A 12,002-nucleotide genomic window follows, 5' to 3' on the forward strand; every position below is an offset into this window, starting at 1 on the left:
ACTATCGTATGGAGTGAAACAAGATGATATCGGTTAATAGCAAACTGCGGGATCTATTCGCACAACCGGCGAATCTATATGCCCATTCTCTAATTCGTCGCATGGTAGTGTTTTTTATTTTCTTTGCTCTGTACATGCTTTGTCTATCAGCTGATTTTATTCCGGAAAAAATTTCGCTAGAAGTCGGTCAGGTTAGTGATCGTGATGTGATTGCACCAAGAACGGTTTCCTATGTCGATAGCGCTAAAACCAAAAAGCTTGAGCTGGAAGTAATGGCCAGCGTAGCTAATGTTTATGACATGGATATTGCCGTTATGACGAAAGCTGAGGAAGATGTTAAAAATATCTTTCATGTAGCCCAAGCAGTCCAAATAGACAAAACGTTAACAATTGAGCAAAAAAAAGAAAAGCTCACCCATGAACTGCCGGTTATTTTATCCATTTCAGTGGTAAATGGTTTGGCAAACTTGGATGAGGCCGGGTTAGTAAAAGCGGAGGATTATACGAAATCAATATTGCGTAAGTATTTGCAACGCGGTATACGGGACGATGACCTTGATATTGCCAGAAAACAGGTTGTCCTGGAAGCTGAAGAACTGGGGCTGGGGAAAGAAGCAGAAGCTGTTGTGGCCGGCATTGCGCAAACCCTGATTAGACCCAATTTTATTTTGAATGTCCGCGAAACAGATAAACGCAAGCAAGCGGCGCTTGCTAATATGGAATCTGTGCGGGAAACCGTCAAAAAAGGGCAAATTTTGGTAAGACGTGGTGATATTGTAACCAATGAACAGATTCAGGTTATGGAAGAATTGGGCTTATATGCCGGTAATATCAGTGAAGTACGAATCCTGGGTTTGACTATTTTTGTACTTTTAGTTATGGGCATTTCCTTAGCTTATTTATATAAATTTGCCCCCCATGTATATGAGAATAATATGGTTTTGCTTTTGTTGGGGCTGATTGTTTTAGTTACTTTGCTGATTGGCAAAGTTGCCCATTATTATTCGGATTTTGCCGCACCAATGGCGGCTGGAGCATTGTTAACTGCTATTCTTATTGACAGCCGGGTAGGCCTTTTAATCAGCGTGATTATGGCCATGTTTTTTGGTGTAATTGTAGATCATGATCTGCGTTCGGTGGCTTCTGCACTGATTGGCGGGATGGCGGGAGTTTACAGTGTCACTAAGATGGCGCATGGCTATAGTTTAACAAAAGCCGGTGTGTGGATTGCCGCAATTAACCTTCTGGTAATCGGCTCTACAGGCCTTATTCAGCAACTCAATGGTACCGAAGTATTGCTTCAGGGGTTGATGGGCGCTATCAGTGGTATTATGTCTGCAGTAATTACCACAGGCCTTCTTCCCTACCTGGAGCATGCTTTTAACATTACGACCCCAATTAAGCTTCTTGATTTAGCTAAACCCAATCACCCGTTATTACAGCGCCTGTTACTGGATGCTCCGGGAACTTATCACCATAGTGTGCTGGTTGGAAATTTGGCAGAAACAGCTGCCGTTACAGTGGGGGCAGATCCGGTGGTTGTGCGGGTAGGCGCCTATTACCATGATATTGGCAAAATTAAAAGACCCTATTTTTTTATTGAAAACCAATCAGGCTGTGAAAATCCCCACGATAAAATTGCGCCTTCGCTCAGTACCCTTATTGTTACATCACATATAAAAGATGGCCTTGATTTGTGCAAAGATTATAAATTGCCACAGGTTATTGTGGACATCATCCAGCAGCATCATGGTACAACGTTAGTATCTTTTTTTTATAAGCGGGCTACTGAAAATGAACATGGAGAATGTGTTATTGAGGCTGATTTCCGCTATGAAGGGCCAACGCCGCAGACGAAGGAGGCCGCTCTTATTATGTTGGCCGATGCCTGTGAAGCAGCGGTAAGATCCATTAGTAAGCCTAATGTTAACCGTATTGAAGCTACGGTACGAAAGATTATTCGAGAAAGACTGCAAGAAGGACAGCTTGATGACTGTAACTTAACATTGCGTGACCTTAGGGTGATCGGTGATGTATTTATCAGATTGTTGTCCAGTATGTTTCATAGTCGTATTGAATACCCTGAAGCTTTAAAGGAGCTTGAGAGGAGAAAAAATAAAAATGGAAATTGTTGTAAACAACTTGCAGGAAAAGATGGCAGTAACTCCGGAAATGGAGCAAATGTTGACGCAAGTACTAAACAAGGCTGCTGAAGTTTATGGCTTACAACCTCAGACTGAGGTTAGCGTGGTGCTGGCAGATGACGAATATATCCATCAGCTCAACCGGCAATATCGGCAAAAAGATTCCCCAACAGATGTTCTGTCGTTTGCTATGAATGATCAGTGTGCAGGTGATCAAGAACCTGAGATTGCTGAGACTCCTGAGGATATTGAAATTTTGCTGGGCGATATCGTGATATCCTTAGAAACTGCGTCAAGGCAGGCCCAGGAATTTGGTCATAGTCTGGAACGCGAGCTGGCTTATTTGACGGTCCATGGGATGCTGCACCTGTTGGGCTATGATCATGAGGCTGAGAAAGATCGAACAGAAATGCGTCAGGAAGAAGAATATATTTTATCGCTGCTCGGGATTACCCGTGAACAGTAATAAATGGCGAATGATAACTGCTTTTCGTTGTGCGGCAACCGGTATTATTGATTGCATACACAGGGAGCGACATATGAAAGTTCATTTGGTTGCTGCCTGCGGAGCATTCGGATTAGCCTGGCAATATGAATTACATGGCATTGAATTAGGAGTTTTGTTTTTGACAATTGCCGGTGTTCTTACAGCCGAATTGTTTAATACGGCACTAGAAGCTGTTGTTGACCGAATTTCACCAGAATTTCACCCGCTGGCAAAACTAGCCAAAGATATTGCGGCGGGTGCTGTTCTTATTCAGGCTATAGCTGCTCTGGGGGTTGGTTATGTACTATTTGGGGATAAACTGTTAAAATAGGTGGGAAGATAATGGACAAGTTAGTGGAAACTGCCATTTATGCCAGAAAAAAAGCCTATGCTCCTTATTCAAAATTTATGGTAGGAGCGGCAGTACAGGGAAAAAGCGGCCGGATTTACGGTGGCTGCAATATTGAGAATGCTTCTTATGGATTATCCATCTGCGCTGAGCGTACGGCGATTTTTAAGGCGGTATCCGAAGGTGAGCAGGAGTTTGTTGCAATAGCCATAGCAGCTGATACGCCCGGTCCGGTATCGCCATGTGGTGCTTGCCGTCAGGTTATTGCCGAATTTGGTATTGAAAAAATTCTATTAGCAAATCTAAGAGGTGAACAACGGCAGGTTACAATCGAGGAGCTTCTACCATTTGGTTTTACGAAAGGTGATTTTAGATGCTAGAAATTTTATAAAAGATGGTGATAAAAATAATGAATAAAGAAAACTATAAATCAGGTTTTGTTGCAGTTATCGGACGGCCAAATGTTGGAAAATCTACATTAATGAATCATTTAATTGGTCAAAAAGTGGCTATCATGTCCGACAAGCCGCAAACAACCCGAAATAAAATTATGGGCGTGCTGACGCAGGAAGATGCCCAGATTCTATTTATTGACACACCAGGTATCCATAAACCGAAACATAAATTGGGCGAGTATATGGTCCGGGAAGCGGAAAGCACATTGCGTGAAGTGGACGTTATTTTATTTGTTGTTGATGTGACTGCCGAAATGGGGCCAGGGGAACGCTATATTCTGGACAATCTGACTAATGTCCGTACGCCGGTCATTCTTACGGTAAATAAAATTGACCAAATCGAGAAACAAAAGCTGCTGCCGATTATTGAAAAGTATACTTCGCAATTTAATTTTGCTGCGGTTGTACCGATTTCGGCACTTGATCATACTAATTTAGAAGAATTGGTTAAGGAGATAAAGTCATATCTAGAACCGGGTCCACAATATTATCCGGAAGATATGATTACTGATCAGCCCGAACGTTTGGTTATTGCCGAACTTATCAGGGAAAAAGTGCTCCATTTGACTAAAGAAGAAATTCCTCATGCTATTCTTGTTGATATTGAAGAAATTGTGACTAGGCCCAATGACGATTTGTATGTTAGGGCGGTGATTTATGTTGAACGCGATTCGCAAAAGGGGATTGTTATTGGTGCTGGAGGCCGGTTGTTGAAGGATATTGGCCGGTTAGCCCGAAGCGATATTGAGAATCTTCTGGGATCAAAGGTATATCTCGACTTGTGGGTTAAAGTTAAAAAAGACTGGCGAAATCGGGCCAATGTGCTAAAAAACTTTGGTTTTGAGTAAATTAAGTAAAGAAATACGGTGCCACCGCTCTGCGGTGGTTTTTCTATTTATTGACCAAATCGTCGCTTAATGGTATCATTTGTAAGAGAGGTGAATGAATGAAGTGGGTTTCTAAGTATTTTGTTAATGGTTTGATTGTCATTGTACCAATTGCAATCACAGCTTTTGTTATTATTAATATTTTTGCAGTTACTGAACGGCTGCTGGGACAGTATTTGCCTATTCATTTTCCGGGTTTGGCTCTGATTGTTGTCCTATTTTTCATTGTTCTTGTCGGCTGGTTATCTTCGTACTGGCTTTTAAAAAAGATAATTGGTTATGGGGAACGTTTGGTAGGTTCCATACCGGTGATAAAGTTTATTTATAATAGTGTTAAGCAACTATCAACGGCCGTTTTTGAATCCCAGAAATTACTTAATAATGCCGTATTGGTTCCTTATCCGCATCCGGGAGTCAAGGCGCTAGGCTTTGTTATGCCGGAACTATCGGCTCCGTTAGCCGATAAATTTACTGAAAAGCATGTATGCGTCTTTGTTCCCATGAGCCTTAATCTGACATCCGGTTTTAATATTATTTTGCCCATACGGGACATAATACCTTTAGACGTAACAAGCGAAAGCGCATTGCAATATGTTATTACGGCGGGTGCTGTTATGCCACGCGGTAATGATTCCACTAATTAGGGAGAGATGCTTTATAGATTCGCCTTTATTGAGCTTAGTAAAACTGGCGGCCGCTCTGTTACTGGTTTTAATAAATGGCTTTTTTGTGTTGGCTGAGTTTTCATTGGTCAAAATTCGCAAAACCCGCCTGGAAGAACTGGTTCAGCAGGGCAATAACCGGGCTAAGCTAGCGTTAAGAGTTGTGTCTACGTTTGACACTTATTTGGGAGCTACTCAACTGGGGATTACGTTGGCTTCGCTGGCACTCGGGTGGTTGGGGGAACCGGCCATTTCCTCTTTAATTGAACCGACGTTAGTTTATTATTTCCCTGAAGCCGAATGGCTAGTTACTTCTATCAGTATTGCATTAGGATTTATAATCATTACATTCTTGCACATTGTTTTAGGTGAGCTTGTCCCCAAGTCAATGGCGGTTCAACGCTCGGAAACTATGGCACTGGCCTGTGTTTGGCTACTGTATATTTTCCATAAAATTGGCTATCCAATTATTTTGCTATTTAACCGTACGGCCAAGTTGATTTTGAGTCTTATGGGAATGAAGGCAGTTAACGAAGGTGATTTGGCTCATTCGGAAGAAGAATTGAGGATGATTGTTAGTGCCAGTCATCGCGGTGGCGTGCTTAATCAGATGGAAAGCGAGCTTATCGATAATGTTTTTGATTTTGCTGACCGCTTAGCCCGGGAAATTATGGTACCGCGGCAAGATATGGTATGCTTATTTGCCGATGATCCGTTCGAGGAAAATATGCGGGTGGTACGGGAGACTGTTCATACTCGTTATCCACTATGTATGGAAGATAAAGACCATATTATCGGCATGGTTCATATTCGTGATTTAATGGATTTTAATGTGTGCTCAAATGGAAAGCAAGATTTGACTTCTATTGTGCGGGAGATATTGGTAGTTCCTGAAGGAATGTCGGTTGCTCATCTATTACAGGTTATGCGACGCAAGCGTACGCATTTGGCGATTGTTGCTGATGAATATGGCGGTACGGCAGGATTGGTAGCGCTCGCAGATGTAATTGAAGAGATCGTGGGCGATATTCACGATGAACATGATGCGATAGAAAGCGTTGAGATTCAGCGTTTCCCGGATGGAAGTTTTGAATTCGACGGTGGAGTTCTTCTGGATGATGTGACAGAACTTTTAAATATTCACTTGGAAGAACACGAGGAAGATACATTGGGGGGATTTATATTTGGCATGCTGGGGCGTCGCCCGGAAGTCGCCGATAAGGTGAATATTGGCGACTATTCATTTGAAGTCCTTAGTGTTAACGGTTTTAGAATTGTAAGGGTTAAGGCGGTGCCGCTTTTTCCGCAGAAAGTAGCGGCGGAAGAGGCTTCACAGATAATTTAATAGTTTGTGGCTAGTCCTGTATATCAATTTTAGTTGAAGGGATGATGTCGAATGTTATTACGGGAAACAATGTGGGAGATTTTTTTAAGTACCGGTAATATCGATGCTTACCTTGCCTATCGTGCCTGTTTAGATTGTCATGTTACCAGCCAGCAGCAGTCAGCGGATGAAGCCACAGAAAAAACAGCTGTACCAGAATATTTTTTAGATCATGTATCACGTGAGGTTAGATGGCAATAGAATATCTAATGGAAGCCATTCTGTTGGCGGCACGCGACTGGGGTGCCACCGACAGAATGGTTACTTTGTTTTCCCGGGAACACGGGATTATTACCGCTATGGCCTATGATGTCCGCAAACCTAAAAATAAGCTGGGTGGCGGTCTGCAACCGTTTACCCATTTTAATTTGCTAATGACCAGCGGTAAAGGCATGGACATTATTAAACAATGTGAAATTCAAACGTCCTTCAAAGAGATTCGTGAAGACTTAACCCGATTAGCCTATGCCAATTTTATCGCTGAACTGGCCATCGGCCTTTGGCCGGAGCGCCAGGCTGAACCGACGGCGTATGATATGCTTTTAGCTATTCTTGCATTGTTAGCAGTCCGCAATCCGCGTATCGCCGCATTGATTGGTGCCTGGCAGCTTATGGTTCTGGCGGGCTTTCAACCGGAATTTGAATACTGTACTCACTGTGGCCGAAAACTGGAGTGGCCGGCTGCTTTTAGTTTCGCAGAGGGTGGGGGCACCTGCCTAGCATGCAGTTTGCCGGACGCTCCTGTTTTTGATCGGTTAACTAAGGATTTTTTGGCTAAATTGTTAGCAATTGATTTGAAGCAGCCTGGTGAATTTACAGTTCACACAAGGCTAATAACGGCTACTGAGAGTCTGCTTTATGGCTTTGTTCGCTACCAGTTAGACCGTCCTCTTAAATCTTTGGATTTCATCAATAAGATAAAATAAGAAAGAATAAGGACTCTTCAATCGGGGAAAACTACGCAAAACTATTGGAGGGTATGTACATGGATATTACTTTGGAAAAAATTGACCTAATTCGCGAGCGTACAGGTGTTTCGTACCGTGAAGCCAAAGAAGCTTTGGAACGAAATGAAGGCAATGTAATCGATACTCTTATTGAGCTTGAAGATAAAACCAAGACAGGCTCTAACTGGACAGAAGAGTTTTCCGTGCGCTCCACGGAAGTTATTGACAAAGTCAAGGAACTTATTCGCGAAGGAAACGTAAATAAAATACGCATTAAGCATGAGGGACGGGTTTTGGCTGAAATACCGGTGGCTCTTGGTGCCATTGGTGCGGTAGTTTTACCGCAATTAGCTGCTCTAGGAGTGCTGGTGGCCGTATTTAAACGCTGCACCATTGAGGTAGTGCGCGAAGAGCCGGAGCAGGCATCTCCGGAGGATATGGATGAATCTTCTCAAAGCAAATTGTGATAATTTATTAACCTTCTTCAGTAAATTGAATTAGTTCCTTGTTGAATTTGTCGCGTTCGTCATAAAATAGTCCATGTCCACTATATTTGAAAGGAATGAGCAGGGAATTTTCAATTCCTTCATTTTGTGCAATTGCTAATGGAAAGAAACAAACTTTGTCGTGAATACCATGAAGAATTAATGTAGGAACGTGTATTTTTCCGAGATCTTCAAATAGTCTTTCTTCGTCTAACCAGGAAGTTGCCACCGCTATAGTGGACCAGCCTGCCGCCTGCAGTCCCATTTGAAAGAACCAATCGGCAAAAGCTTGTGTTGTATGCTGATAGAAGAACATATCTCCAAATCCCCGCAGCATTTCTGGGCGGTTGCTATAGGTGTCCTGAATGATTTTGAGGACAGCTTCTCTTGTCTGTCCATGAGGAAAATACGGTCGTTGAATAAGACTAGGCGCAGCTGCGGCACAAAGGGCAAGTTTGGAAACTCCGTACCCTTTGTGACGAGCCATATAGCGAATGGCAATGGCACCCCCTGTGGAGTGGCCGGCAAGCACAAATCCATGTAAATCGAGTGCTTCGACCACACCGCGAACATCGTCTGCTAATGTATCGTAGGCATACCCTGTCCAGGGTTTATCAGAGTTTCCAAATCCTCTTTGGTCAATTCCTATGCAGCGGTATCCTCGTTTAGGCAGTTGATCAAACTGATATTCAAACATTCTATGGCTTGCAGGCCAGCCGTGGAGAAATACAATCGTTTTGCAGCCCCCTGGGTTAAGATCTTCTACGTAAACTTTAACGCCTGGCTCGACTTTAATAAATAATCCCATCAATAACCCTCCTCATATTCTTTTAATTTTATGTTATGTCGGTTATTGGTAGTTTGTTACTTGAAGGCATATTTTTGTGCGGATAATATCAATACAGACCTGCAAATGATTTGGAAAGGCTTGTGTTATTTATATTTGTTGTGATATACTATTGGCAAGCAGGAAGACCTGTAAGACAAAAAATACATAGATACGGGTGTTTTTTGCCTTGCTATATTTTGACTTATAATTACGGCAATGCGGGAAATAAGTAGCCTTATATGCAGCGAACCGGGGGGAGTGCAAGCCTGGTAGAAAAAGGTGAAAGGCCTTTCCAAGCCGCAATTGTACCCTGTGACGTATTTGCATAATAACAAGACTAGTACGCTTCTTGGATAAATTAATGTCTAAGGAGTGTTTTTTTGTTGTGAAAAAAGGGACTGTTGTTAAAAATATTCAAAGTGACATAAATCCGTTTTCTTTGGCGTTAGAGTTTACATATTATAAAGAAGCTCAACAAGTTACTTCAATGACAATAACTAGTTTCAAGCACACGCTAAACCACTTTTTTGCAGAATATAAAGGCAACATTCAAGATGCCAAGAAGCTACAAAGAGCCGTATTAATGTTTTTAGGCGGCAAATCAAATGAATATTATAATAAGCAACTCCAAGCCTTACGACAGTTTTTTGAGTATTGTATTGGTGAGGGAGTAATACAAGAAAATCCTTGTAATGGTTTGAAATATAAAAGACACTCTGTTCGGATGGTGGAACACTCACAGGAAACCATAGAGGATTTACTATCAATACCAGATAAAAGCCTATTTGTTGGGCTGCGTGACTATACTGCTATGTTGGTTATGTTGGATAATGGCATTAGGCCAAACGAGTTATTGCAGATAACCATTGACGATATTGATTTTTCTAATTCTCAAATAATAGTTCGTGAAGCGGTTTCAAAAACTAATACATTGAGAATCTTGCCTTTATCGCCAAATGTTATTGCATGAATAAAAAAACTTATTTATGCACGGCATGAAAATTGGGGAAATGATGTTCCTGTTTTTTTTACAATGGGCGGGCATCGCTTATCGTCACATGATTTTCAAAAAAGATTTAAAATTTACAGCGAAAAATTGGGCGTTACTGTGACACCTTATCACCTACGCCATACTTTTGCGCTTTGGTTTGTTCGAAACGGCGGTAACTTGTTTGTGCTTCAGAAAATTATGGGCCACGTAAAGCTAGACATGACGCGAGTCTATGTAAATTTAGTTCAAGCGGACATTAAGAATAGTCACAAAAAAGCGACACCAATATGCTCATATACGAATTTATAAGGCTAGTAAACCAGCATAAAATTAACCCCCAAGCCTAAATTCTTAGACCAGGGGGTTATGAGGCAGCTAATGAGTTATCCGACATTATTTTGCGTTTCTAAAGAGAGTTTCTTTTTTGATCAGCTTATCGCGCTTTTCCATTTCCTTTACAATCCAGGAAAGTAATTTCATAATGTATCCCTCCAAATTTTGTTATATGGTATTGCTTGACTAAAGCATAACATAATCAATAATTATTATCAATTAAAAAGATTATTCCATATATTCGATTTTTCTGGTATAATTTAGTATTCAATATGTTGCAATTAACGTGGTAAATTAGAATGTTAGAAAAAATTGAAATAGCCATAAGTTGCAATATATTTTTAATTGAGGAAACCGTATAATAACAAAGCCTTAGCCTTGTGACCAGGTTTAAATGTAAAAAAATAAAAGCCGTTAGGGGCTGTGTATGTTATAATCAATAATAAGGAGTGGTTAGCGTGGAAGAATTACTCAAGCAAGTATTGGCAAAGCTGGACAGTATGGAGTCAGATATCAAGGAGTTAAAGGTAGGACAGCAAGAATTAAAGGCCACTACAACACGAATAGAAGAGAAACACGGTAATATGTTAGGGGCTTTAGTAGACGCAAGGGAAGCACAGCAAGACGTTAATGACATGATATTGGAGAAACTCAATGCTATATCAATGAAGGTTGATACACAAGATTTATTAATCCGTAAACATGACAGGGAGTTAGATAGGCTTAGAAAGGCAATAAATATATAAGTACATAGCCGGTGTAACAGCCGGTTCTTTTATTTTCTTTGAAAGTTAAATTTGAGAGGATTTAAATTAAAAATAATTTTTAGGAGGTTTTTCGAATATGATTCAATCTGAGCTTGCTATACTATGGAATCAAATACTTTTGGATTTAAGAAGGGAAATAATGAAGCCTTTATTTGATACTTGGATAGCTAATTTGGTTCCTATTGAAGTAAACAAACAAGAATTTATTATTGGGACACCAAAGCAATTTATAAAAGAATGGATGGAAGAACGCTATACTGAACTTCTAAGGGATTTGGTTAAACGACATATAGGAAGAGACATTGATATTGTTTACGTTAATCTTGACTTACCTTTATCGGTTTCAAAAGTCAAGAAACCGCGATCGTTAACTCCAATTGAAAAGTTATTACAGGATTTTCAAGGATTAACTCTAGAAAAGCAGGAGCAGGCAATCAAATTCGTTGAATCGTTGCAGGCAATGGAATAGATATTGACTGCATATCCAAACAGTACGCTACCTCTCAGTTAGTCGCCAAACGTCTATACAGTTAGCCGCCAAGCGTCCACTAATAAATAAAAGTGAAGAAATAAAAGAATATATAAGCGCCTTAAAAGGCTGCGAGGGTGATGAACGATCAACAATGATAAAGAAATATACACCTGTTCCCGTTGCCTGATGATTTTAGTAGGGGTGAAGCTACGTTCAATCCGGTGGGTGAAACAGATTTCACACTAAATATTAAACTATGAATGAGAAAAACTCATTCCAATAAATAACAAATACAAAAAAATAGAGACAAATGACCCCATTCTGTGTTATGAATAAGTTCTCACACAAACTCTACGCAGAAGGGAAATATCGCAGAAATGTCAGAAGCTTTAATTAAACCATTGGAAATCAGAAGCCTTATAGCTTGCTTTATTGCTTTTTCCTTCTGACGTTCCAGCATTTCTTGTGGCATATCAAACATGGAAGCCAACACGAAAGAATCAAATTGGTGAGATTCTGGAGGCCTGTCGGGGTCGGAGAACATGGCACGCATCGAAAGAAACACCAGGAACTTGGGAGGCCCTGTAGTTGAACAACCTCTGATGACTATGCCAAGGATTTAGCAAGCAATATCCAAGCAACTGTAGATGATCTGAAAAACAAGCGATACCATGCGAAGCTGGTAAAACGGGTGTATATCCCGAAAGGGGAAGGAAAATTGCGCCCGTTAGGACTACCGGCAATGGCGGACAAAGTTGTCCAACGTGCAGCGGCAGACATACTAGAGGTCATCTATGAACAGGACTTTCT

At 41.0% G+C, this 12,002-nt stretch carries 14 protein-coding genes and 1 pseudogene; 13 read left to right on the plus strand and 2 right to left on the minus strand.

Going from position 1 to position 12,002, the window contains the following annotated elements:
• Positions 1-23: 23 nt before the first annotated feature.
• The 10 genes from BLR65_RS19110 (at position 24) to BLR65_RS19155 (ending at position 7,782) form a co-directional block, all read left to right on the plus strand.
• Positions 24-2,213 carry an HD family phosphohydrolase gene (locus BLR65_RS19110; protein WP_093795770.1) on the plus strand — a complete coding sequence of 730 codons (2,190 nt, stop codon included), beginning with the start codon at positions 24-26 and terminating at the stop codon, positions 2,211-2,213.
• Positions 2,155-2,610, plus strand: a complete 456-nt coding sequence (gene ybeY / locus BLR65_RS19115; RefSeq protein WP_218130648.1) for an rRNA maturation RNase YbeY — start codon at positions 2,155-2,157, stop codon at positions 2,608-2,610. Before BLR65_RS19110 ends, ybeY begins: the two co-directional genes overlap by 59 nt.
• A 10-nt stretch (positions 2,611-2,620) precedes the next feature.
• Positions 2,621-2,962 (plus strand): diacylglycerol kinase family protein, encoded by a 342-nt coding sequence (locus BLR65_RS19120; RefSeq protein WP_093795787.1) that lies wholly within the window; start codon positions 2,621-2,623, stop codon positions 2,960-2,962.
• 11 nt (positions 2,963-2,973) lie between these two features.
• Entirely contained in the window at positions 2,974-3,360 is a 387-nt protein-coding gene (locus BLR65_RS19125; protein ID WP_093795772.1) for a cytidine deaminase, read from the plus strand.
• 29 nt (positions 3,361-3,389) lie between these two features.
• On the plus strand, positions 3,390-4,283 hold the full coding sequence (gene era / locus BLR65_RS19130; RefSeq protein ID WP_176772767.1) for a GTPase Era: 894 nt from the start codon (positions 3,390-3,392) through the stop codon (positions 4,281-4,283).
• A gap of 98 nt (positions 4,284-4,381) precedes the next feature.
• Positions 4,382-4,966, plus strand: a complete 585-nt coding sequence (locus tag BLR65_RS19135; RefSeq protein ID WP_093795773.1) for a DUF502 domain-containing protein — start codon at positions 4,382-4,384, stop codon at positions 4,964-4,966.
• A 28-nt stretch (positions 4,967-4,994) separates the two neighbouring features.
• Complete coding sequence (locus BLR65_RS19140; RefSeq protein WP_245692928.1) at positions 4,995-6,329, plus strand: hemolysin family protein; 1,335 nt, start codon at positions 4,995-4,997, stop codon at positions 6,327-6,329.
• A 51-nt stretch (positions 6,330-6,380) separates the two neighbouring features.
• On the plus strand, positions 6,381-6,569 hold the full coding sequence (locus tag BLR65_RS19145) for a YqzL family protein (RefSeq protein WP_093795775.1): 189 nt from the start codon (positions 6,381-6,383) through the stop codon (positions 6,567-6,569).
• Entirely contained in the window at positions 6,560-7,294 is a 735-nt protein-coding gene (recO, locus tag BLR65_RS19150) for a DNA repair protein RecO (RefSeq protein ID WP_093795776.1), read from the plus strand. The genes BLR65_RS19145 and recO overlap by 10 nt, the downstream gene beginning before the upstream one ends.
• A 59-nt stretch (positions 7,295-7,353) precedes the next feature.
• On the plus strand, positions 7,354-7,782 hold the full coding sequence (locus tag BLR65_RS19155; protein ID WP_093795777.1) for a DUF4342 domain-containing protein: 429 nt from the start codon (positions 7,354-7,356) through the stop codon (positions 7,780-7,782).
• A 7-nt stretch (positions 7,783-7,789) separates the two neighbouring features.
• On the opposite strand, the gene BLR65_RS19160 is transcribed toward BLR65_RS19155, so the two are convergent.
• Positions 7,790-8,608: an alpha/beta fold hydrolase gene (locus tag BLR65_RS19160; protein ID WP_093795778.1), complete on the minus strand. Its 819-nt coding sequence runs from the start codon at positions 8,606-8,608 to the stop codon at positions 7,790-7,792.
• Between the two features lie 604 nt (positions 8,609-9,212).
• On the opposite strand from BLR65_RS19160, the pseudogene BLR65_RS31005 reads away from it, so the two are divergent.
• The 3 genes and pseudogenes from BLR65_RS31005 to BLR65_RS19180 all read left to right on the plus strand — a co-directional run bounded on the left by BLR65_RS31005 (position 9,213) and on the right by BLR65_RS19180 (position 11,189).
• Positions 9,213-9,929 (plus strand): annotated as a pseudogene (locus BLR65_RS31005) (tyrosine-type recombinase/integrase).
• Positions 9,930-10,411: 482 nt separating this feature from the next.
• A complete protein-coding gene (locus BLR65_RS19175) occupies positions 10,412-10,699 on the plus strand; it encodes a hypothetical protein (RefSeq protein ID WP_093795781.1) in 288 nt (95 codons plus the stop codon).
• 97 nt (positions 10,700-10,796) lie between these two features.
• Positions 10,797-11,189, plus strand: coding sequence for a DnaA N-terminal domain-containing protein (locus tag BLR65_RS19180; RefSeq protein WP_093795782.1), 393 nt, complete (start codon positions 10,797-10,799; stop codon positions 11,187-11,189).
• 343 nt (positions 11,190-11,532) lie between these two features.
• Here BLR65_RS19180 and BLR65_RS19185 read toward each other — a convergent pair whose 3' ends face one another.
• Positions 11,533-11,745: a hypothetical protein gene (locus tag BLR65_RS19185; protein ID WP_093795783.1), complete on the minus strand. Its 213-nt coding sequence runs from the start codon at positions 11,743-11,745 to the stop codon at positions 11,533-11,535.
• Positions 11,746-12,002 lie beyond the last annotated feature (257 nt).

The organism is Sporomusa acidovorans (assembly GCF_900101845.1).
GTDB classification, from domain to species: Bacteria; Bacillota; Negativicutes; order Sporomusales; family Sporomusaceae; genus Sporomusa; species Sporomusa acidovorans.